General features: G+C 59.1%; 18 protein-coding genes and 2 tRNA genes. 8 read left to right on the top strand and 12 right to left on the bottom strand.

The window, feature by feature from the left end; genetic code table 11:
• Positions 1–73 precede the first annotated feature (73 nt).
• On the top strand, positions 74–1,729 hold the full coding sequence (locus E5J99_RS06455; protein ID WP_135496904.1) for a T9SS type A sorting domain-containing protein: 1,656 nt from the start codon (positions 74–76) through the stop codon (positions 1,727–1,729).
• Positions 1,730–1,839: 110 nt separating this feature from the next.
• Here E5J99_RS06455 and E5J99_RS06450 read toward each other — a convergent pair whose 3' ends face one another.
• From E5J99_RS06450 to E5J99_RS06440, 3 genes are read right to left on the bottom strand one after another with little or no spacing between them, the layout of a single operon-like run.
• Positions 1,840–3,249 carry a polysaccharide biosynthesis protein gene (locus E5J99_RS06450; protein WP_135496903.1) on the bottom strand — a complete coding sequence of 470 codons (1,410 nt, stop codon included), beginning with the start codon at positions 3,247–3,249 and terminating at the stop codon, positions 1,840–1,842.
• Complete coding sequence (locus tag E5J99_RS06445; RefSeq protein ID WP_245318744.1) at positions 3,203–3,760, bottom strand: acyltransferase; 558 nt, start codon at positions 3,758–3,760, stop codon at positions 3,203–3,205. The genes E5J99_RS06450 and E5J99_RS06445 overlap by 47 nt, the downstream gene beginning before the upstream one ends.
• 35 nt (positions 3,761–3,795) lie before the next feature.
• Positions 3,796–4,794, bottom strand: a complete 999-nt coding sequence (locus tag E5J99_RS06440) for an AAA family ATPase (protein ID WP_135496901.1) — start codon at positions 4,792–4,794, stop codon at positions 3,796–3,798.
• A 180-nt stretch (positions 4,795–4,974) separates the two neighbouring features.
• Between E5J99_RS06440 and xrtX the strand changes: the two genes are divergently transcribed.
• On the top strand, positions 4,975–5,523 hold the full coding sequence (gene xrtX / locus E5J99_RS06435) for an exosortase X (protein WP_135496900.1): 549 nt from the start codon (positions 4,975–4,977) through the stop codon (positions 5,521–5,523).
• Positions 5,516–6,034: an XrtX-associated membrane protein gene (locus tag E5J99_RS06430; protein WP_135496899.1), complete on the top strand. Its 519-nt coding sequence runs from the start codon at positions 5,516–5,518 to the stop codon at positions 6,032–6,034. The genes xrtX and E5J99_RS06430 overlap by 8 nt, the downstream gene beginning before the upstream one ends.
• Before the next feature lie 2 nt (positions 6,035–6,036).
• Here E5J99_RS06430 and E5J99_RS06425 read toward each other — a convergent pair whose 3' ends face one another.
• From E5J99_RS06425 to E5J99_RS06410, 4 genes are all read right to left on the bottom strand, one after another.
• The gene (locus E5J99_RS06425) at positions 6,037–6,435 is read right to left on the bottom strand and encodes a hypothetical protein (protein ID WP_135496898.1); all 399 of its coding nucleotides are present in this window, start codon (positions 6,433–6,435) and stop codon (positions 6,037–6,039) included.
• Positions 6,436–6,571: 136 nt separating this feature from the next.
• Positions 6,572–8,965, bottom strand: coding sequence for a hypothetical protein (locus E5J99_RS06420; protein ID WP_135496897.1), 2,394 nt, complete (start codon positions 8,963–8,965; stop codon positions 6,572–6,574).
• A gap of 351 nt (positions 8,966–9,316) precedes the next feature.
• Positions 9,317–9,751: a transposase gene (locus tag E5J99_RS06415; RefSeq protein ID WP_135496896.1), complete on the bottom strand. Its 435-nt coding sequence runs from the start codon at positions 9,749–9,751 to the stop codon at positions 9,317–9,319.
• Complete coding sequence (locus E5J99_RS06410) at positions 9,752–10,270, bottom strand: hypothetical protein (protein WP_135496895.1); 519 nt, start codon at positions 10,268–10,270, stop codon at positions 9,752–9,754.
• Positions 10,271–10,813: 543 nt separating this feature from the next.
• Between E5J99_RS06410 and E5J99_RS06405 the strand changes: the two genes are divergently transcribed.
• The gene (locus E5J99_RS06405; protein ID WP_135496894.1) at positions 10,814–13,024 is read left to right on the top strand and encodes an Ig-like domain-containing protein; all 2,211 of its coding nucleotides are present in this window, start codon (positions 10,814–10,816) and stop codon (positions 13,022–13,024) included.
• Positions 13,025–13,318: 294 nt separating this feature from the next.
• On the opposite strand, the gene E5J99_RS06400 is transcribed toward E5J99_RS06405, so the two are convergent.
• The 3 genes from E5J99_RS06400 to mutS form a co-directional block, all read right to left on the bottom strand.
• A tRNA-Leu gene (locus tag E5J99_RS06400) sits at positions 13,319–13,402 on the bottom strand.
• Between the two features lie 62 nt (positions 13,403–13,464).
• Positions 13,465–13,537 (bottom strand) — tRNA-Gly (locus E5J99_RS06395).
• Positions 13,538–13,711: 174 nt separating this feature from the next.
• The gene (gene mutS, locus E5J99_RS06390; RefSeq protein WP_135496936.1) at positions 13,712–16,441 is read right to left on the bottom strand and encodes a DNA mismatch repair protein MutS; all 2,730 of its coding nucleotides are present in this window, start codon (positions 16,439–16,441) and stop codon (positions 13,712–13,714) included.
• A gap of 187 nt (positions 16,442–16,628) precedes the next feature.
• Here mutS and E5J99_RS06385 point away from each other — a divergent pair, with 187 nt between their 5' ends.
• From E5J99_RS06385 to E5J99_RS06370, 4 genes are all read left to right on the top strand, one after another.
• Positions 16,629–17,168, top strand: coding sequence for an RNA methyltransferase (locus E5J99_RS06385; protein ID WP_135496893.1), 540 nt, complete (start codon positions 16,629–16,631; stop codon positions 17,166–17,168).
• Between the two features lie 182 nt (positions 17,169–17,350).
• A complete protein-coding gene (locus E5J99_RS06380; protein WP_135496892.1) occupies positions 17,351–20,023 on the top strand; it encodes a T9SS-dependent M36 family metallopeptidase in 2,673 nt (890 codons plus the stop codon).
• Positions 20,024–20,111: 88 nt separating this feature from the next.
• Positions 20,112–20,543: a hypothetical protein gene (locus E5J99_RS06375; protein ID WP_135496891.1), complete on the top strand. Its 432-nt coding sequence runs from the start codon at positions 20,112–20,114 to the stop codon at positions 20,541–20,543.
• Positions 20,543–21,298 carry a J domain-containing protein gene (locus tag E5J99_RS06370; RefSeq protein ID WP_135496890.1) on the top strand — a complete coding sequence of 252 codons (756 nt, stop codon included), beginning with the start codon at positions 20,543–20,545 and terminating at the stop codon, positions 21,296–21,298. The genes E5J99_RS06375 and E5J99_RS06370 overlap by 1 nt, the downstream gene beginning before the upstream one ends.
• 107 nt (positions 21,299–21,405) lie before the next feature.
• On the opposite strand, the gene E5J99_RS06365 is transcribed toward E5J99_RS06370, so the two are convergent.
• Both E5J99_RS06365 and E5J99_RS06360 read right to left on the bottom strand, forming a co-directional pair.
• Positions 21,406–22,170: a TerC family protein gene (locus tag E5J99_RS06365; RefSeq protein WP_245318743.1), complete on the bottom strand. Its 765-nt coding sequence runs from the start codon at positions 22,168–22,170 to the stop codon at positions 21,406–21,408.
• An 80-nt stretch (positions 22,171–22,250) separates the two neighbouring features.
• Complete coding sequence (locus E5J99_RS06360; protein ID WP_135496889.1) at positions 22,251–22,745, bottom strand: YajQ family cyclic di-GMP-binding protein; 495 nt, start codon at positions 22,743–22,745, stop codon at positions 22,251–22,253.
• Positions 22,746–22,861 lie beyond the last annotated feature (116 nt).

Raw genomic sequence — 22,861 nt, 5'->3', positions numbered from 1 at the left:
TGACCCGGTGGGCGTATTGGTTTCGGACCTTCGCCCCGGCAAATCTGACCATCCTTCATCCATCCATACTGTCATGAAAAAGCTTCTACTCCCTGCCCTACTCGCCTGCGCTGTAGCCACCGCTACCCCGGTTGCTTCCGTATCAGCCCAGACCGTCTGCCCGGCTGCCCCGGCTACCGTTGCCGTATCGGGCGCGATTACGAGCAACACGACCTGGACCAGCGACAACATCTACCTGTTGAATGGCTTTGTATTCGTGGAGAACGGCGCGGTCCTGACCATTCAGCCCGGCACCATCATCAAAGGCGATAAGGCCAGCAAAGGCGCGCTGATTATCAGGCAGGGCGGCCGCATTGAGGCCAACGGCACGGCGGCCCAGCCCATCGTTTTCACCTCCAACCAGCCAGCCGGCTCCCGGGCCCGCGGCGACTGGGGCGGACTGATCCTCTGCGGTCGGGCGCCGGTAAACCAGGCCGGCACGCCTACCATTGAAGGCGGCGTAGGGGCGATATATGGCGGCACCGACCCGAACGACAACTCGGGCACGCTGCGCTACGTGCGCATCGAATTCCCCGGTATTGCTTTCCAGCCTAACTCCGAAATCAACGGCCTGACCATGGGCGGCGTTGGCGCGGGCACTACTATTGATTACGTACAGGTAGCCTATTGCGGCGACGACTCCTTCGAGTGGTTCGGCGGCACGGTGAATGCCAAGCACCTGATTGCCATTGCCGCTACCGACGACGACTTCGATACTGACTTCGGCTTCCAGGGCAAGGTGCAGTACGGTCTGGTGCTGCGCGAGCCGAACTCGGCCGACGTATCGGGCTCGACGGCCTTTGAGTCGGACAACGACGCGGCCGGCTCGGCGCTGACGCCCCGTACGGCGCCTATTTTCTCCAACATCACGGCTATTCTGCCAAACCCCATCGGCGTTACGGCCAACTTCACACGGTCGATGCACCTGCGTCGCAACACCAGCATCTCCATTTTCAACTCGGTGCTGACGGGCTGGCCCCAGGGTCTGACCCTGGACGGCTCGGCCGTGCAGGCCAACGCCACGGGCGGGACGCTGGTGCTCAAGAACAACGTAATGGCGGGTATGGGCAATCCCTATACTCAGCAAAGCGGCGGCACTTTCGACGTGCAGGGCTTCTGGTTGAACAGTGGCAACACCACTTTGCCGGCCAGCAGCGACCTGGGGCTGAATGCCGATAACTTCCGGGTGACGGGTACCTGCAGCAATGCGCCCTGCGTGCCTGACCTGGCGCTGCCGGCTGGCTCGGTGCTGAATACCGGCGCTTCCTTTGCCGATGCCAAGCTGGCCGATACCTTTTTTGAAAAAACCGGCACCTTCCGGGGAGCCTTCGGTGGAACTACCAACTGGGCCGCCGGCTGGTCTAACTTCAACCCCCAGACCACCTGCTACAACCGTCCTGGTGTCACGCTGGCGGCCAAGCCTGCTTCGGAGCAAGTGCAGGGCCTGAGCGTAGCGCCTAACCCTACTGCCGGAGCCGCGCTGCTGTCTTTCACGCTGCAGCGGGCTGATGTGGCCACGGTGCGCGTAGCCGATGCTTTGGGGCGGCAGGTAGCCGTAATCGAAGCTGGGCGTCTGAGCGCTGGCCCGCAGCAGCTGGCACTGCCTTCGTCGCTGAAAAACGGCGTGTACATCGCCACCGTCACGACGAACGAGGTAAGCCAGACAGTGCGTTTTGTAGTAGCTAAATAATTTGCCTTTATGTTATTGGCTGCTTATACAAGGAAATATAGCTAGGCGAATAGAGGCCTGCTCCACATCTGGAGCAGGCCTTTTTGTTGCAAAGCCGTTAAGGATTGGCGCTATACTGGCGGCTGACGGCGCAGCCGCCACAACGACACCACCATCAGCAAGCCAGTAGCCACACCGGCCGAGAGCAGCACTACCTGCTCGGTGAAGAAGCGACTCAACAGCAGGTGCAGCAACAGAAACCCAAGCCCGAAGCCGGCAAACTGCCCGGCCCAGGAGCGCCAGGGTAGCACGTCGAACCACCGCACGGCCAAGAGCCGGGCCGTATGGACTACGTAGAAACCTGCCTGGCAGTAGGTGCTGACCACGAAGGCCAGCGCCACACCCGCCAGTCCCAGCAGCCGGTACAGCGGATACATGAGCCCCAGCGCCAGCAGTAAATCAAGCACTGCCCCGATGGTAATAATGCGTCCACAGCCTTTGTGCTGCAGCAGCGCCGTGAAGTTGTAAGCCCGCAGTGGTATTACGAGCGACGACACCAGGAAGAGCGGCACGGCCGCATCGTAGCGATGCGCGAAAACGACTCCGAACAGCTCAGCCCGGAAAAGAATCAGGAAAAAGAACAGCGGAAAAACAATGCGACCGAGCACCGTAGCGGCCGTTTTCAAGGTGGCGAGCCGGGCGGCGTCGGGCAGGTCGGGCTGGCCAAAATGCAGCAACAGCGCACTGCCGGCCGCCCCCAGCAGCAGCGGCAGAAACGGCACGTCGAGCGTCCCATTGAAGTAGAGCGCGAAAAGAGCGGCAGGCAGCAGGAAGTTCAGAGCAAACTTATCTACCCACCGGAACAACACCTGCACCACTTCATTCAGGGCGGTATGGAACCACAGGCTGCGCACGGTGTGCCAGGCTACGGGGCCGGCGGCGGCGTGGTACTGCCGCCGGGCCAGCTGCGCCAGCGCGCCCAGCCGCAGCCCGTTGCCTAGCAGCAGCCAGTACATCAGCTGCGTGCTGCTCAGCACCTCGCCCACCAGCAACGCATGGCTCAGGCCAAAAATGCCAGCGTACGTCACGCTGATCAAAGCTACCGGCCGAAACTGCCGCCCCAGCAAGGCATACGCTTCGAGCACCGCTACCGGCACGCTCAGCAACAGGAACGCGCCGGCCTGCCAAGGGGCAAAGAGTGAATTCGTCAGCCACTGCACAGCCATGAGCCCACCTGCCACCACTACCCACCAGCCTGCCACCACTGCGGCCTGCCGTCGGCTCGTGCCCCGCACCAGCCCGTTTATCAGCGCCGCCGGGTATGTAAGCACCAGCGTCGGTAGGCCCAGACAGGCTACGACATGCAGCACTTGCCACTGCACCCAAAAACTCTGGTAGCGCCCATACCAGGCCGGACTCATGTGCCGCGACAGCCACACGAGTGCCACGACAGTAGCCAGAGTAGGAAAAAATCGAATCAGGAAGATATACGCGCTATTTCCTAGCAGCGTGCCGCTCGTAGGTGCTTCGGGCTTGCGCATCACATTCTTCGCGGTTCAGATGTCTTAGAATTCGGGCCGGGTTGCCGGCCAGCACGCAGTAGCCCTCCGGAAAGCTCCGGGTGACCACGGCCCCGGCTCCCACTATTGTAAAATCGCCCAGCGCCACGCCCGGCAGCACAACGGCGCCCATGCCCAGCCAGCAGAAGCTGCCCACGCGCAGGGGCGGCGCTGCCACGCCCACGCCATTGTCTACCGCATCATGGTTAGCCGAAATCAGCCCCACCTGGGGCCCCAGGTTGGTGAAGTCGCCGATACTGACACCGTTATCCGCATTGATATACACGCCGGGCGAGTCGCCGGGAAAGGAGCCCCGACCAGCCGTGAGCCGCTCGGGGCTGCGAATGGTGCTGGTGTGATGCACTGCCCAGCGCACACCGGCATTTTGCCGCAGCAGCCGCCGAAACAGCACATCCAAGGCGTAAAAGCTCAGCGGCATTTCCGGCCGCGCCGCCAGCAGCCGACTGAGCAGCTGTCTGATTCCGTTTTTCATGCGCCCCGCGTCGCGTGCTCCTGGGTGCCGGGGCATTAGCTAATGGGCACTTTGCGCAGGATGGCGTCGATGAAATCCTGGGTGCGGATGCCATCGGCTTCAGCCTCGTAGTTGAGTAAAATGCGGTGGTTGAGCACGTCGCCGGCCACTTCCTTGATGTCCTCGGGCAGCACGTAGTCGCGCTCGTCGAAAAAGGCCACGGCTTTGGCCGCACGGTGCAGGGCGATGCTGGCCCGTGGGCTCACGCCAAACTGCACGTACTGCGCAAACTCGGCTAGGTCGTATTCGGCTGGCTTGCGGGTGGCAAATACCAGCTCAATGATGTATTTCTCCAGGGTTTCCGATATCTGCACCTGGTTAATCATGGAGCGGATTCCGAAGATATCTTCCTTGGTCAGAATGGGGTTCACCTCGCCTACGTAGCTCATGTTGGCCATGCGGCGCATTACTTCCAGCTCGTCGGCCTTCTTGAGGTAGTCGACGTGCACCTTCATCATAAACCGGTCGACCTGCGCCTCAGGCAGCGGGTAGGTGCCTTCCTGCTCCACCGGGTTTTGGGTAGCCAGCACCAGAAACGGCAAATCGAGCGGATACGTGGTTTCGCCGATGGTAACCTGCTTTTCCTGCATAGCTTCGAGCAGGGCGCTCTGCACCTTGGCCGGGGAGCGGTTTATTTCGTCAGCCAGCACCAGATTAGCGAAAATAGGCCCCTTCTTCACCTCGAATATCGACTGGTTCTGGTTGTAGATCATAGTGCCCACCAAGTCGGAGGGCAGCAGATCGGGAGTGAACTGCACGCGCTGGAAGTGCAGGTGCAGCACCTTGGAAAGAGTACTGATGGTCAAAGTCTTGGCCAGACCCGGCACCCCCTCGAGCAGAATATGCCCCCCCGTGCACAAGCCGATGAGCAGGCGGCCAACCATGTACTGCTGCCCCACCACCACTTTGCCGACCTCGGCGAATACCTGCTTGATCTTCTGCTGATAGTCAGATGCTTGCAACGGGGCTACGCGGTCAGAAGAGGGCAAAGACATAAGCGGCAGGAAGAGTAGGCAACGTTAAAGGTAGCAAACCCCGGCGACCTGCCCCAGGCCGCGGCCAATTTGGGTGCCCGCTACCCTCCCATATCGGGGCGGCCTGCCGTCTGGCTACCGGTTTTGGCGGATATGCGGTATATTGGTTCGCCGTTTCATTGTATTCCTAGTGGCTGCGCTATGCTTGCTGTTTCCTCACCCGCGCCGCACGCGCTGCGACGTTTTCTGCTGCTGGCCGTGGGCTTTTACGGCCTCTGGTTTTTCGGCTACGAGCAATGGTTGGCCCTCGACGGCCGCCTCGACGCCATCCTCTCCGCCAACATCACGGCGGCCAGCGCTGCGGCACTGCGCTTCGTGGGCTACGACAGCCGCGTGCACGGTCTCGACCCGTATCTGGTGCTGCTGAACAGCCAAGCCGTGGTGCGGGTAGGCCATCCGTGCAATGGCTTGGTGCTCTATGCGCTATTCGCGGGTTTCGTGCTGGCTTTTCCGGGCCCCTGGCGGCGGAAGCTGTGGTTTATTCCGGTCGGCATGCTGGCTATTTACGGCATCAACGTTGTGCGCATCGGAGCCCTGGCCCTGAACCATCTGTATTCGTATCACACCGTTGAGTTCAACCATCACTACACCTTCACGTTTGTCGTGTACGGGTGCATCTTTTTTCTCTGGATGGTCTGGGCCCGGCGCTTAGCCAGCCCGAGTACACCTCTGGCTACCAGCTATGCCTGATTTCTACGCCCGTTCCACCAGAGGCCGCCATTTTTTCCTGGTAGCCTTACGAACTATCGTGGCTGTTGCGCTCGTCGCCGGCCTGTTTTGGGTGGGCCTGCACGATGAGCTGGTCTTCCACACCCTCACCAGCGGCTGGCAACGCATTTTTCTGCTATTAGGTCTGGCTGAGCGCGCGGCGGCTTTACAAAGTGGCATCAGTGGCCTGGTCACGACGCGGAGCCTACCGGCCGTGATTACCTACGCGCTGCTGTACACTGGTGCCTGCCTGGTGCTCCTCTACGCGGCTTTGTTCTCTGTTGCCCGCATGCGGGTGGTGCTGGGGCTATACGCCGCCGTTTTCGGAGCCTGTGCGCTGCTGCTACTCGGGGGAAAGCTGCTGGGAGATGCCAGCTGGGCCTACCAGCTCGGGCGGCGCCTCATCGACTTCATCGTGTCGCCGCTGCCGGTTATCATTCTTATTCCGCTGCTGCGCTGGCACCTGCCCCTGGCCCGCCCAGCGGGCTCCTAGCCCTACACCTGCTGGAGCCATACCCGGGCTGAGCTGATGTCGTCGAAGGTCAGAATGACGATGCCGGCGGCGGTGTATTGTAGCGTGAGGTCGGTAGAAAGACGGCTATAGACGTTGGGCGAATATACCCAGGCAAAGTACTCGCAGCCGGCATCGCGCATGGCCGGAAACCATTCTTTGCCGCCCCACTCGGCTGCATCGGCCCACATACTGGTTACCAGCGTGTTATCGTTCAGCACTCTGCGACACTGCTCCTGCCCGAGGTATTCCAGCATTTTGGTAGCCCCCGACCGCACCGACTCATAGTCCTGGTCGCCAATCCATTCCACGTCGAGCCATTCGTTGCTATAGTCGTAGCGGATGCTGATTTTAGGCGACTCGTAAAGAAGGTGTTGTCCCATAGCTACAAAAGCAAAATTCGTATCCCCATATCTCTTTTTGGGCTGAAGTTGCCAGCAGCCCACTACTACGGAACAGTACGAGTTGCAAGCTAACGTAAAACCCGTTTACTCTCTTCCGTAGCTCCCCGCGTGCGGCTTACTCAGCGCCTGGACTGGTGCTGCTTACCCGGACCCTTTGCTCATCTGCTACGCGAATGCTGGTACCGGGCACGGTACCGGCGCCCAGCGTGTCGCGGGGCGACAGGTACTTAATGGCTTCCCAGGTCAAGTACTGCACGGTATGGCGAGAGTCGAGGTAAAAAAAGCTATTGTCGCGCTGGCGGACCAAGCCACTGTGGCAGTTCTGCACCTGCGGATAAGTGGATTGCAACCAGCCTTGCCGACCGGCCACACCTTGCGGACAGGCCCAGCGCACCGAGGCAATGCGGTAATCGGAGGTGCGATACAGCAGCTCCGAATTGTCCTTGCACACAATATCGCCGCCTGCATTGCGGACGCCGACATAGCTGAAGCCGCCCGCATCCCACTGGCCCGACCTGTAGTCGTAGCGGGTGGTGCCGATATCATTCGTGAAGGAGCAGTAATAAAACCGGCCGGTTGTGCCATCCGGCTGCGCATCCTCCAGAAACTTAAACCAGACTAAGCTGCTCCGCACATCACCCTTGCCGTCCGGAGGCGACACATTGGCCCAGCGCTGCCCCGTCAGACGAAATACCTTGATGTTGTTTCGGGAGATACAAGCCACCATACCGGTCGTGGGACACACAATGGCCCCCGGCGTATCGTCGACCCGCACGCGCCTGACTACCGCGTGCGCCCAAGTGGCCGTGCTATCGACGTAGCGTAGGTATTCCAGCCGCCCCGCCAGGCTGCGGTAATACAGAACGGGGCTGTTTTTGCGATTCAAAAAGGAGCCCGCGCCTTCAAAAACCAGATTGCCGGCTACATCTGCCGGGCCATTTGTAGAATAATGCACCCAACGCCCGGTTTCGGCTGCGTACTTATAGTACTCAATCTGATGCGCCAGCGTGCGGTAAAACAAGGAGCCTTCAAGCTCAAATACCAGGTCGCCGGCCGCGTTGGGCCTGTCGCCTACCACCGAGGTAACCCAGCCCGGCACCGGTGCTTCGGCATCCCAGCGGGCCCTGACAATGGTGTGAGAAGTAGAGTCGACCCAATAGACAACGCCATCCGTTTCGATGGCCAGGCGGGTACCAGCCGCAAGTGCGCCGGGCACAGTGTAAGTCGGCTGGAAAGTATCGTGGACCCCATCCCATATTTCCCTGATTCGCTCCTTCTCCCGCTGGGTGTCATTGAACCGGTATATTGGTTTGATTTCGTGGTCATTCCGATCAACCAGTGACATATAGCGCCGGCCCGGCATCTGCAACAATACAGCAGTATCGTTGCGGGCCAGCCAATTGTGGGCGTAGCGGAGCCAGTCGGCGCGGTAGGCGGCAGGCTGTTGGCCAAACCAGGTTATTTCGTCCCAGCCCCACATGGTGTACTGTGGCAGGATGCTGGGAGACAGGCTCAGGCTGCGGCTGTTATCAAACTCCACCAGAAACAGGCCAGGCCCTTCGTGGTCCTGAAAAATATTAAGCTGCGGATCCTGGCACGTATTCACCAACAGCTCCGTCCCATACACTCCGGCCCTGTAGAAGCCCTTGGTATTGGCAGTAGTATAAAGCTTCATGGCACTGATGGGCATGGAGTAGAAATCGAACAGGTCCTGGCCCCGGGATGTCAGTAGGTGCCGGGAGTGGCAGTCGAGCAATACCCACTGCCGCCGCGCGCCCTGCAGGCCGTTGGGCTGCACAAAGCCGGGCGCACCGTGCTGGGCAAAGGAGCGGATCTGGTCGAATAGCTCCCGCGTAGCGGCGTAGTCATTATAGCGGTCGTTGTTGGCTATCAGCCGCATCTGGCCCATGTGCAGCGCCTCTATGCCGGTGCCGATGTAGCTGCACGCCCGATAGTAGAGCCACATACGCGCTTCCAAGCGAGTAATATCCGGCACCTCAAACGGCTGGGCTCCATCCCGAATGGTAGGGTCCAGCGTATCGCCGGGCGCGTAGGCAATCTTGGCGCTTACGAAGTATCGAACTGTGTCGGCTTTTTGGCCCCAGGCCTGCAGTACCCAGCGCGGAATTCGAATCAGATCGGCGTTGCTGGTAGCTGCCCCCCGGTCACGGATAAACTCAAACACAGCCCCCTGCACGATTACCGTCGAGTCATTGGCCTGAATCCGACTGGTGTTGCGGTAAGTTTGAACAAAATGCAGGGAGTCTTCCCGCGTGTCGTAGGTGCTGTTCCACCAAAAGGCGGCTCGTCCAATGAATTTGGCCTGTACCGAGTCCAGATCTTGAATATCCTGGGTGCGCTCGGCTTCATCGTAGACGTCGCTGCAGACGCCCGCCATCGTAATGGACCGCTGCAGAAAGCTGCGCAACACCGCTTGGCTGGGTTTGCCCCGGAAGCTGTACTGGGCTTGCGCCGAAAGAGCCACACCGCTCAAAAGCAGCCAGGTCACTAGCAGTAGAAAACGCCTTACGTACTGAATATGCATAGAAAAGATAAGCTGCCGGGGCACGACGGTGGCAGAAACGAAACGCGCGCCACCCTACCAAACGCCTGCTTCAAAGGTATGGTATTCGGCTTTGCCTTGTTTTGTTTGCACCCGACCGACCGCCTACTGACGGTAGGGGAAGGGCGTTAACGGGCATGGTACTCCCCACCTATAACAGCTCTGGGGAGAGTAGCGTGAGCTACAGCGGGCGTGCGCCAATTCATCCAAAATCGGGATGTTCACGCGGCTCATACCCCAAATCAAACGCTTAGTGCAAACTAATTCCTTATTCTAACCTACTATTTTAGTAGTTTGCTAATCACTAATTTGTCGAACAAACCAGTTGAGCAGGGCGAGTATTGTGCGGGCGAGTGGTTCATCGGCAGGCGTCTGGGGCCGGGCAAGTTGGCGCAGGATGTTGAGTCCGTGGCGGCTGCGGCTCATGGCCAGGTAGCCATGATTTTTGCGGGCAATGGGCTTGATTTTCTCGGGTGCCACCGTGCCCACAATCAGACAAAAGGCGTAGGCCAGGCTGACCAGGGCCACGAGCTTGCGTAGCTTCTGCGGGCAGCACAAGTGACTGGCCTCCAGGTTGAATCCGCGCCCCTTCAGGTTCTGAAAGCACTGCTCAATGGTCCAGCGTTTTGCGTAGAGCTGGTTGAGCCGGCGCAAACCAGCCGTCGCAAAGAGGAAGAGAAACGCATTGTCGGCCAGCGCTTTGCCCCACAGCTGGCCCCAGACCCCATCCACCTAGCAGTGAGCAAAGCGGCGGACCTGGCCCACGGCCAGGCCCAGATCGGCCACGGCTTGCCGGCGGCCGTTGGGGTAGGTCAGCAGGTGGTGTTTGGGCAGCCGCCTGGCAAAATTCAACTCATTGTCCTTGAGCCACTTGATCCACTTATGCCGCACAAATTCACGGTCGCTCAGCACCAGCCCGATGCGGTCCTTGCCTAAGACCTGCACACAGACTTGTAGCAGGGCGATGCGGTCGGCGGCGTTGGAATTACCGCTACGGTTGTCGGGCAGTTCCCAGTAGAGCGGCAGTTGAAACTGCCTGCGGCCAAAAGCGATGAGCAGGCTATTGGCCTGGCACTGCCCAAAATCCCACTCGGTACGGTCCAGGCACAAGCGCAGCTTGCCCTGAGCGGGCAGTGAGCTGAGCAGCAAGTGGGCCAAGAGGAAGTAGTTAAGGTCGGTTTCGCGGAAAAAATCTTGAATCCGGGTCTCGTTCGAAGCCGGTTTCACGGCGTCGTTCAGGTGCTGAGCCACTTCGCAGAACGAACTGCACGTTGCGGCTTTTGAGCAGGGCAATAAGAAACTGGCTGACAAACTTTTGGCAGGCCAGATTACGCACCACGGACAGGTGCTGTAAAACAGTCGACATTTTGGCACTGAGACGTTGCTTCACGGGGCGGAACGGGTTTGGCTGTGCAGGAACTCCAAAGGCCGCTCGGCTCCGTTCTTATGCCCTCATTTTTTAGTAGCGTAGAGTACTAATTCCTCCGACCTACTTAGCGCTGCTTAGCCCGGGAGCCTCGCCAGAGCTGTTACCTGCCAAACAAAGCCGCGCCGACTCTGCCAAACAAACCGCTAGCCCCGGTATCCTCAAAAAATACCCAGAAGTGGGTATTGTCGGGAGCCTACCGGGGGCATAGCTTTGAAAGCTGGAGCAGCCACTAAATCGACCGGTCAGCGCATAAGAGCTGCTGTCTATTTTGCTTCAGCTGCTGGGAAAGCCAACTACCACCCAGCACCCAAGCCGGCTGCCTCGCCAACCAAAATCCCTGACTTTCAAACCTTTAAGCCTACTGCATGACACCTTTTTCTACCAAGCAACTAGCCAGGACACTCGTCTTTATAGCGCTGCTCATGAGCGGAGTAGTGTCCTGCAAAAAAGATGAGGCCAGCGTTACCAACACCCCCGCCCCTGAAAAGCCCGGTGCCATTGGCAAAATGAGCCTGGCCGCGACTGAAGTACTGCTCCATCCATCGACGCCGTCCTTGCTGCTGGCGCCGGGAGAAAACACTGCTATTACGGTTAGTCAGCTGACGGCCACGCCCGGCGACACCACGCCGCAAGGCCTGGTATATACCAGCAGCAATCCGCAGATAGCCGCCGTTTCGTCCGCGGGAGCCGTAGAAGCCAAAGCCGATGGCAGCGCCGTCATTACCGCCACGGATGCTAAGAGTCACAAGGTATCCATCGTGGTGGACGTGCAAGCCGCGTCCTACCTGCCCAAAGCAGCTGATGCGGTATCAGTCAGCTTTGACAGCCCTCTGATAACGCTTAACAAGGAAAAGAGCGAAATTTTGCAGCCGACTATCCTCAACCGGCTCGGGCAAAAGCTGAAGCTGCCCTACACGCTGATTTTCCACTCCGGGGGCGTCGATAAAGAGCTAACGGAGGCTCGAAACATAGCTGCTAACTATCCGGCCGATGGCACCTATACCGTTTCCTGCAAAGTAGGCCAGACCACCTTGCGGGGCCAGGGCAACGTCATTGTCGTTTCGCCTACCAACTCGCTGCTGGCGGGCCGCAAGGCCGGAATTATCAGTGTGAACCTGGGCTGGGGACGCTTCCCGGTGTACTTCAACGCCAACGGCCTGGAGTCGCTCCCCGTGCGCGGGCTCGTGTACCGGCTCACGCCCAAAGTCGTCAATGGCAAGACCGACCTAGAGTTCAGCAGCCACGAGGAAGACCTGGCCGTGGCAACCGAAAACGGCACCGTACTGACGGCTAGTGGTACCAAGCTCACCTCAGTAAAGGCCGGCATTGGCCGCTGGCGCGTGGTAGCCGATAATTTCATAGGGCCCTGGGAAAGCAGCCAGGTTTTTTATGATTTCTCCGGCGGCTGGATCTGCAAAAACAACAAGCAGGGCTATAGCATCCAGCTGCTGGTACCGGACATCACCAAAAAGGTAGTGCACGAGGGCGTGCAGGGCAACCAGTCCGAAATGTACACGGTGTATGAGCTGTGGGCGGGCTGGTTTCGGCAGCGGGCCAAGGCCCAGGCGCAGTTTACGGACCTGAGCTCCAAGGTAAGCCGGGCCGTTTCGAACGCCTACATTGGCCCGCTTTCCAACTGTACCATCTGCGCCTTCCCGACGGAGCTACAGAAAGTCGGCATTTCTTACGGAGAGTTGGAAACCCGGTATGACAACCTGCGGGGCGTCATTGCCTACCTGAACGACAACGAGTTTACGCTGTTTGATGGCACCCAGAACGGCCCCATCTTCACGCGGGGACCGGTCAGCTTCGTGGCCCAGCCGACGCCAACCGTCGTAAAAACGCTGGCCCCGGTTCTTAGCCTCCCGCTCGACGCGGAGTTAAAAGCTATTGTAACCGGCACGCCGGAGCTGAAGAACCGGGGCTTCCTGCTTAGTCAAAAGCCGAACCCCATGCTGGGCGCCTCGTCTTCGGACGTATACACACTTTCTGATTCTGGTAGCGACAGTGAATTTTCCTACTTCGTCTCGTTACCAGAGCAAACCAAGCAGTACTACGTCAAGGCCTTCGCCCAGGCCAAAACCGGGGCCGTAACCTACGGCGACCAAGTAAGCTTTACCACCGGCACCTTGTGCGACGTCACGCAGCGGCCGATACGGGATGCCAAGAATGAGTATAGCACTACCAAGGATGCCACTACGCCCGAGTTCAGGAACTTTGAAATGACCAGCGGCTACAACTTCCGCCCCGACGGCTGCCAGTACTCGATTTACACGAGTGATTTGAGCGGTACCGCGCAGGGGTTCAGCTGCTCGTTCGCCTTTGGCGAAAAGCCCCAGGGCGGCAAAAAATACAAGGTAGTCCGTGGTGGGTATTACCTAAGTAAGCTAGCCGCCGACGAGGTATCCCTAAGTCTCCGGTACTGGTACAGCACGGAGTCTGGTGCGAACGATGAGACCATAGAAGTTATCGGATCAACCACCGGAGACTCCTTTACAATAACGGGCAAGAATATAAAGATGAGCGATTATAGCGGCGTAGTATACTATAGCAGCTTCAAAATCCGCAGCTTGTAGAGCCTCTGGTATTCCGGCTGGTTTTTCCGCCCGAACACCTGTATCCCCTAGAAACGAAAAGCCCCGGTGCGCAACGCGCCGGGGCTTTTCGTTACGGACCAGTCATGAATCATTGGATTCCAAAGCTATTCACAATCCTCTATTCAGGCCAGCTGATTTGCCCTGAAGCAGTAGCCTTGCTAGCGAAGCCGGTGACTTTGGCTAGTGACCTGGTGAAACGGTTGCGCTCTACCCCAACAGTAGTATTTAAGACGCAAAAAAGCCCCTTCGCTAGCTGCAAAGAGGCTTACTCTGTACCAGAGACGGGAATCGAACCCGTACGCTCGTGAAAGCAAGGGATTTTAAGTCCCTCGTGTCTACCAGTTCCACCACTCCGGCGAGTGCAACAACCTGCACTAAAGTAAAAAAAGGATGCTGCGGGGGCAACATCCTTTTTTTTGAGCGGGAGACGAGGTTCGAACTCGCGACCTCGACCTTGGCAAGGTCGCGCTCTACCAACTGAGCTACTCTCGCTTGAGTCAGCCACCGTAGTGGCGTTTTGGTGTGACAAAGGTACTACCGTTTTTCTTTCAGGCAAGCCCTACCCCAAATATTTCCTCCGAATTACGGCTTGAAAAAGCGCTTCTAGCTCATTTTCAAGCACATTATTTTCAAAAACCACTGCCTTAAGACCTCAATAAGGTCGCACTATTTGTTTTTGGCACCCAAGATCAGCTTCAGCTCATTCAGCTTTAGCAGGGCTTCGATTGGCGTAAGCGTGTTCACATCCAAGTGCGCGAGCAGCTCCCGGATGCGCTCCAAAGCCGGGTCGACGGGCTCGAACATACTGAGCTGCAGGCTGGGCCGGGGCGCGGTGGCAACGGCGGCGGCGGGCTGCGCCACCGGGCCCCGGCGCGCAGCGGCAGCGGGCGGAGAGTTGGGCGTATTTTCCAGGCCGGCCAGCACGTCATCGAACGCAGTAGGCCCGCCTTCCAGACCCGTAGAAGCGCGCTCCTGCTCCAAATGGTGCATGATTTCGTTGGCCCGCAGCACCACGGCAGTGGGCATACCCGCCATGCGCGCCACATGAATACCGAAGCTGTGCTCGGAGCCGCCTTCTACCAGCTTGCGCATGAAAAGGATGCGGCCATCGGCCTCGCGCACCGCTACGTTGTAGTTGCGCACGCGCGGGCAGTCGTCGGCCAGCTGGTTCAGCTCGTGGTAGTGCGTCGCAAACAGCGTTTTGGCCCGCGCCCTGGGGTTGTTGTGCAGGTGCTCTACAATGGCCCAGGCAATGCTGATACCGTCGTAGGTGCTGGTGCCGCGCCCGATTTCGTCCATCAGCACCAGGCTTCTATCCGACAAGTTGTTGAGGATGCTGGCCGTTTCGGTCATTTCCACCATGAAGGTACTTTCGCCCTTGCTGAGGTTGTCGGAAGCGCCTACGCGGGTGAAAATCTTGTCGATGACGCCGATGGTGGCCGCGTCGGCGGGCACGAAGGAGCCGATTTGGGCCAGCAGCACAATCAGGGCCGTTTGGCGTAGCAGCGCCGATTTGCCGGCCATGTTGGGGCCAGTGATGACCACGATTTGCTGGTCGTCCTGGTCGAGACGAATGTCGTTAGGAATGTAGGACTCGCCGGGGGGCAGCTGCCGCTCAATCACGGGGTGGCGGCCGGCGCGGATATCGAGCAGGGTCGAGTCGTTTACGACCGGCTTCACGTAGCGCTGCTGCCGGGCCGTGGCGGCAAACGAGGCCAGGCAGTCGAGGATGCCGATGGCGCGGGCATTCTGCTGAATCTGGGGTACGAAATCCAGGGCCGACAGCACCAGCTCGTTATACAGATTCTGCTCGATGACGAACAGGCGCTCCTCGGCGTGCAGAATTTTTTCCTCGTAGGTTTTCAGCTCCTCCGTAATGTAGCGCTCCGCATTCACCAGCGTCTGCTTCCGAATCCAGGTGGCGGGCACCTTGTCTTTGTGGGAGTTCGTAACTTCGAGATAGTAACCAAAAACCCGGTTGTAAGCCACTTTCAGCGACGAAATACCCGTGTTCTGAATTTCGCGCTGCTGGAGTTGAAACAGGTAGTCTTTGCCCGAAAAGGCAATGCTGCGCAGCTCATCCAACTCCGCGTCGATGCCTTCGTTCAGCACGTTGCCCTGGTTGGTAAGAATGGGCGCGTCGGGGCGGATTTTGGTCTTGATTTCCTCCCGCAGCGTTTCGCAGGGATTAAGCTGGTCGGCCAGCTTCTGCAAGGCCCGCATGCCGGAAGCCGCCAGCAGCTCCCGGATCGGGCCGACGGCGTCTAGCGCCCGGCTCAGCTGAATCAACTCCCGGGGATTGATACGGCGCACGGCCACCTTAGAAATCAGGCGCTCCAGGTCGTTGATCTGCTTGAGCTGCTGCACCAGTTCGCCCAGCAATTCGGGGTTATCGAGCAGGCCTTCCACCGTATCGAGGCGGCGCTGAATCTGGACGGGCTCCTTGAGGGGCAGCACCACCCATTTGCGTAGCAGGCGCGCGCCCATCGGCGTCACGGTTTGGTCCAGAATATCAATCAGCGGCACGCCGCCGGGATGCTGGGCGTGGACCAACTCCAGGTTGCGGACCGTGAACCGGTCGAGCCACACGTATTTATCCTCTTCCAGCCGCCCGATGCTGGCAATGTGGCCAATATCGGTGTGCTTGGTTTCGGCCAGGTAGTGCATGATGCAGCCCGCCGCCGTGATGCCTTCGCGCAGCCCGTCGATGCCAAAGCCTTTGAGCGAGGCCGTGTTGAAATGGCGCGTCAGGGTTTCGTAGGTGTAGTCGGCCCCAAAAACCCACTCGTCCAAGGCATAGTGGCAATAGTCGGGGCCGTAGTGCTGCTCAAACTCCTGGCGGCTCTTTTTGCAAAACAGTACTTCGGCCGGCGAGAAATTCTGCAGCAGCTTGCCCAGGTAGTTATGGTCGCCCTGGGCCACCAGAAACTCGCCGGTGCTAATATCGAGGAAGGCAATGCCGGCCTCCTGCTTGCCGAAGTGCACAGCGGCCAGATAGTTGTTGGAGCGGCGCTCCAGCACGTTGTCATTGAACGACACGCCAGGCGTAACCAGCTCCGTGATACCACGCTTGACGAGACCTTTGGCCTGTTTGGGGTCTTCGAGCTGGTCGCAGATGGCGACGCGCTGCCCGGCCCGCACCAGCTTGGGCAGGTACGTATCGAGGGCGTGGTGGGGGAAGCCGGCCAGCGGAGTTTCGGAGGCGGTGCCGGCCCCGCGCTTGGTGAGCGTGATATCCAGGATGCGGGAGCTGGTCACGGCATCCTCGCCGAAGGTTTCGTAGAAGTCGCCGACGCGGAACAGCAGCAACGCGCCGGGGTGCTGCTCTTTGAGCTGATAATACTGCTTCATCAGCGGCGTATCAATCACCGGGGCAGGCCCCAGCGTGCCGTGCATAGGCACCGGCTTCTTCGGAGTGGAGGCAGTACGCAAAGGATATTCGATAAGAGAATAGAACGCACCCGGAAGCGCGTGAGCGGTGAATACAAAAACACCTGCCAACAACCGTCGCCGCCGCCCCGGTTCCACGCCGGCGGCACAACGGGCGGGGTGGGCTACCTTTGGGCAAAATACCTTGTCGGCAATGCGCAAAAGAACAATGGAAGAGCTGAACCGGCTCTCGGTGGCAGACTTCAAAAGTACGCAAAAATTCCCCCTGACCCTGGTGCTCGACAATGTGCGCAGCCTGCACAACGTGGGCTCCGCCTTCCGCACCGCCGACGCGTTTGCCATCGAAAAAATCTGGCTCTGCGGCATCACGGGCCGCCCGCCCCAGCGCGAAATCACCAAGACGGCCCTGGGCAGCACCGAGTCGGTAGCGTGGGAATACGCGGCCACCACGGTAGAGGCTATTCAGCAGTTGAAAGCGGCCGGCTACGTGGTGGTGGCCGTGGAGCAAACCGACGACAGCCAGCTGCTGCCCGCCTTCCGGCCCGCACCGGGCCAGCCCTACGCGCTGGTGATGGGCAACGAAGTATTCGGGGTGGATGATGAGGTGCTGGCCCTGTGCGACGCGGCGGTGGAGATTCCGCAGTTTGGAACCAAACACTCGTTGAATGTATCGGTAGCGGCGGGGGTCGTATTGTGGGACTTTATCAGCAAGCTGGAAACGGCGAGGGGCTGATAAATAGTACAGTATTTGAGCATTTATACCCCAATACTCCTTCCAGTGGGCAAAAACAGCTAAACTAGTAGAGTTGACAACAGAAGGCAAGGTTTTATAACGAAACCTGTGTAGATTTGAGCATAAGCTGAGAAGATTGGTAACATCTGGCAGCTTTTTCCTTTTTTCTCCAACCTCTTTCTATGAAGTCAACTTCTACTACGTCTGCGGTACGGGCACTAGCCGCCGCCGCTTTATTGGCTATTCCAGCCCTGGCTTCGGCTCAGAGTCCTCAATCCAACCGGGCGCTTAGCCAACTCACCGCCCAGCGCAGCCGCTTGGGTCTCAGTGAGGCCGACCTCCTGAACCCGGCGGTTACGAGCCAGTACACGGATGCGCACAACGGCGTGACGCATAGTTATCTGCGCCAGCGCCACCAAGGCGTCGAAATATATGGTGCCGTAGCCGACGTGCACGTGGACCGCGCCGGAAAGCTGGCCAGCCTGCACAGCAGCTTCTTGCCCAACGTCACGGAAATAGCCCGCACTGCCGCTCCTACCCTCACGGCTGAGCAAGCCGTAGCGGCAGCAGCCCGAGGCCTGAATATGCCCGCCCCGCGCAGCTTACGGGTGGTGAAAGCCGGCGCGGCCGCCGAAGGAATCGAGTTCAACGATGGTGGTATCTCGCTGGACAACATTCAGGTAAAGCTGATGTATTTGCCCCTGCCCGATGGTTCGTTGCGCCTGGTGTGGGACGTGACCATAGCTCCCCTATCGGCTGAGCACTACTGGAACGCCCGCGTGGATGCGGCCAATGGAGCACTCCTCGATAAAACCGATTACACGATCAGTGAGAGCTTCGGTATATCAGCGCTGACGCAGCCGGTGGCGCAGATGGCCGCCGCCGCGCGCGCCCAGCCTGCTACCGGCACGGGTAGCCGCCCCAGCGTAGCCAATAGCTACAATGTGTGGCCCCTCACGATAGAAAGCCCCAGCCATGGCAACCGCGCAGTGGTAGTGAACCCGGCTAATGCCGTGGCCTCGCCCTTCGGCTGGCACGATACCGATGGAGTAGCCGGCGCGGAGTTTACCATCACGCGCGGCAACAACGTGCACGCCTACGACGACCGCTCGAACCGGAACGTGTACACGGCCGGTACCAGCGTAAGCCCCGACGGCGGGGCAAACCTGGAATTTGACTTCCCCTTCAACGCGGTTCAGGCGGCATTGCCCATCAGCAACCTCAACGCGGCCGTGGTGAATCTGTTCTACTGGAACAACCTGATTCACGACGTAATGGGCCTGAAAGGCTTCAACGAGGCGAGCGGGAATTTCCAGCTGAAAAACTACGGCACCGCCGGCCTGGCCAACGACGCCGTGCGGGCTGAGGCCCAGGATGGTGCTGCGTTGCCGGTACCAAACCTGAACAACGCCAATTTCTCGGCCCCAGTAGATGGCACCGCTCCCCGCATGCAGATGTACCTGTGGGAAAAGTCGGAGCTGACCATTAACGTAACGGCACCGGCTACCCTGGCGGGCCCGCTAACGGCGCTGGAAAGCTCACTGGGCCGCAAGCTCCAGGCAACCGGCCCCATCACGGCCAACCTGGTGGTGGTAAATGATGGCTCGGCGAAGCCGGAGCGGGGCTGCAACGTACCGCTGGTGAATGCAGCCGCAGTGAATGGCAGCATCGCGCTGATTGAGCGGGGCAAATGCGGCTTCGCCAGTAAAATCAAGAATGCGCAAGATGCCGGTGCCCGCATGGTTATCATGATGGACAGCGTCCCGAACACTACCACGCTGATCCGTATGAGCGGTACTGCTCCCGATACTGTGGGCCTGCGTATTCCGTCGGTGTTCGTCACGAAGGCGGACGGTGAGCGGTTGAAAACAGCCGCGCGCGGAGGCCAGACGGTATCGATTTCGGCTTCCGGAGTTGTGTACTACCGTGACGGCGACTTCGACAACGGCATTATTGCCCACGAATACGGCCACGGCATCTCTATCCGCCTCACTGGCGGCCCCGGTAACTCCAGCTGCCTCGGCAATGCCGAGCAGATGGGGGAAGGCTGGAGCGACTTTTTTGGCCTGTGGATGACAACTAAACCCGGCGATGTGGGCACTACCGGCCGGGGCATCGGCACCTATGCTTCTTCCGAGCCCGTTACCGGCCGGGGCATCCGGCCTACCCGCTACAGCACCGATATGAGCGTCAACCCGGCCACGTATGGCTTGGTGGGCACTACGGGCTACACGGCGGTACACAGCATCGGGTATGTATGGGCCTCCACCCTGTGGGACCTGAACTGGGCTCTCATCAACCGCCACGGCTACAATAATGATCTGACGGCGGCTACCGGCGGCAACAACATTGCGCTGCAACTGGTGCTCGACGGCTGCAAGCTGCAGAAGTGCAGTCCCGGCTTCCTGGACGGCCGCAACGCCATCCTAAAGGCCGATACCATTAACAACGGGGCCGCTAACTCCGCTCTGATCTGGCAGGTATTTGCCCGTCGGGGCATGGGCGCAAACGCTGTGCAGGGCAGCAGCAGCTCGCTCACCGACAACGCCGCCGGCTTCCAGCTGCCAACTGTGCTAAGCACGCAGAAAGCCCTGAACGAAAAGCTGGTAGAGGTGTATCCTAACCCGGCTCAGAATCAGCTGACCGTGCGCACGCAGGTAAGCAGCTCTGTGCCAGTGAAGGTGGAGCTGCTGACGCTGCTCGGCCGCACCGTTCTGACGGCCTCGGCTTCGGCGGCGCGTATTCAGGCCGAAGGAATTCGCCTGAGCACCACCGAGCTGGCCAACGGCATCTACGTGGTGCGCCTGACTACCTCAGAAGGCACAATTACCAAAAAGGTAATGGTGCAGCACTAAGTCCTGCTTCTTGCTACGTGCGTATACAAAACCCGTCTGGCCCCGCGCCGGGCGGGTTTTTCGGTTCTTTACTATCTCCTGTCCTTCTATGATGACGTCCGCATCTCCCGACGAAGCCCTACTGGCCCTGCGCCCGCACCTGACAACCCCGCTACCGACTGAGCCGGACTCAACCACCGGTGACTTTCAGCACCGTACGCTACGGCCCGTGCTTAAGCTGCAAAATGAGCTGCTGCTGACCATAGTGGCTGATTTTATACAGGAACACCACATGGCTTTCATTGCCCGCGACGCGACCGAGCAGCACCGCACGGTGGCCGAACTGCTGGGCCGCAACGTGAAGCTCCGCTACACCATTATAGGCAGCATCATGGGGCTGTTCACACGGGCAGAGCAGGATTTTTACCGGCAGCATCGCTCCGAGTTGAACCGCCGCATTCTGGAGCTGGCCACCCAACGCGTACAGAGCCAGCTGGCCGCGCTGGCTGAAATCCTGACCACGGCGGGCGGCCCCGCCTGATGATGCGCACTCATTACCAGGCGCTGGGCGTAGGGGAGCAGGCTACTGCCGACGAGATTCGACGAGCCTACCGCCGGCTGGTGTTGCGCACCCACCCCGACCGCACCACCGACCCACAGGCTCACCAGCAGTTTCTGGTCGTGAACGAGGCCTACGATGTATTGAGCAACCCCACCCGGCGACAGGGCTACGATGCGCTGCTCTGGGCTACTCGAAACCCGCCGCGCCGGGCGGTACTAGCTAGTCCACTACCGCCCGTGTCGCCGCGGCCCCAGGCGCGGGCCCCGTTTCAGCGGCAGCGCGCTACGGCCATCGACTTTCGGCCCTATCAGGCTCCGATCAGACTTTGGGGCAAGGTGCTGCTGCTGCTGGCAGTGCTGGTAGTGCTCGATTACTACGGATTTCAACATGAAGCGACAGCCACTTTCACCAGTGGAGCAGTCGTCTATGATGCCCGCGACGACATCTATACCATCGTGACTAGCGAGGGCCGCTTCCGGACGCCGCAGGAGCTAACTACCTCGCCCCTATACGTGCACGTATCCCGGCTTTTTGGCTTTATCCGGAGTGCGCGCCTACCCGATGGCACCGAGGTAGCGGTGCTGTTCAGGTACCATACCTTATTCGTCCTTACCGGCCTGCTGCTCCTGCTAGCCGGGCTCACCCAGGGGCAATTGCTCAGCGACGCCGCCCGCGTCAATGTCGCCCTCATAGCCACGGTGGTCGGAGCGCTGGTAGCCATCATTGTGCTTTGAAAGTAACTGGGCGGCCCGAAGAACCCACAAAAAAGCCTGCTTCCGATAGTGGAAGCAGGCTTTTTTTACTAGCATTGGCCGTTTTGGCGGCCAGCCATCGGACTTGTTTAGTCGAACTGAGAGTCGCGCAGATGTACGGGGGTCGTCTTCTTGCGCAGGCGCATATTGAGGGTTTCCACGAGCAGGGAGAAGAACATGGCGAAGTAAACGTAGCCCTTCGGAATCTCCTTGTGGAAAGCCTCCATTACCAGCATAATACCGATCATAATCAGGAACGACAGCGCCAGCATTTTGATTGTCGGGTTTTTGTTGACGAAGTCGGCAATGTAGCCCGAGAAAGCCAGCATGACGCCCATAGCCAGAATAACGGCCAGAATCATCACCAGGACGTTATCGACCAGGCCCACGGCGGTCAGAATGGAATCGAAGGAGAAGACGATATCGATGATGATGATCTGCACGATGACGCGCAGCAGACTGTCGTACTTGCCGGTGCCGCCGCCATCTTCTTCGCCTTGCAGCTTGGTATGAATTTCAGTGGTGCTCTTGCCCAGCAGAAACAAGCCCCCCAGCAGCAGAATAATGTCCCGGCCCGATATACCGAAATTGGGCTCCAGGAAGGGCAAATTCAGCGTGAATAGCGGCTCTTTCAGGCTCACAATCCAGGAAATACTGAGCAACAGCCCGATGCGGAACAGCAAGGCCAGCATCAGGCCAATGGTGCGGCCTCGCTTGTGCTGTTCGCGCGGCAGCCGGTTGACGACGATGGAAATGAAGATGATGTTGTCAATGCCCAGCACGATTTCCATGAACGTCAGCGTGAGCAAACTGATCCATGTTTGCGGACTGGAAAAGGCAGAAATATCGAACACAGAGCTGGGGGTAAAGATGAGAAATCGGGAATGAGCGAGCGGCCAGCAAAGCTGAGTAAAACCAGCTTGTCGGGGCCGGCTTATTTCATGTTTACGAACTGCAGGGGCTGCCCAATGTCGGTGGCGTTCTGCCGCAATAAGGCAATGATCTGCTGGAGGTCATCGATTTTCTTGGCCGATACCCGCACCTGCTCATCCTGACCCTGGGCATCAACTTTGATTTTGCTGTCCTTGATGAGCTTCATGATCTTGCGGCTCGTATCCTTATCGATGCCGGCGCGCACCTTCACCGTTTTTTTGACCAAGGACCCGGACGCCTGCTCATCGGCCGAAAAGTCGAGGCAGGTTCCGTCGAGTCCCTGCTTCACTACCCGGCCCAGCAGAATATCCTCCAGCGCCTTCACCCGCATAGAGTTCTCGGAGCTGAGCTGGATGGTATTGGCTTTCTTGTCCAGTTCGATACCACCCTTGGTATCGCGCAGGTCGTAGCGCGTCTGCAGTTCCTTAATGGCGGTATTCACCGCGTTTTCCAGAGTTTGGGGGTCTACTTTGCTGACGATGTCGAAAGAAGGCATATGCGTTGGGTTGGGGTAGATGGTGTGCGCCGCATGCGGGGTACTGGCCTCACAGATGAGCCGACGGCTACGAGTAGACGTATGCGTACGGGAGCGAAGGGCAAAAGTACCAAATG

Origin of the sequence: Hymenobacter elongatus, from assembly GCF_004745955.1 — a bacterium.
In the GTDB taxonomy this organism is placed as follows: domain Bacteria; phylum Bacteroidota; class Bacteroidia; order Cytophagales; family Hymenobacteraceae; genus Hymenobacter; species Hymenobacter elongatus.
The sequence above is the reverse complement of the archived record's forward strand: the minus strand, read 5'-3'. Positions and strand labels throughout refer to the sequence as shown.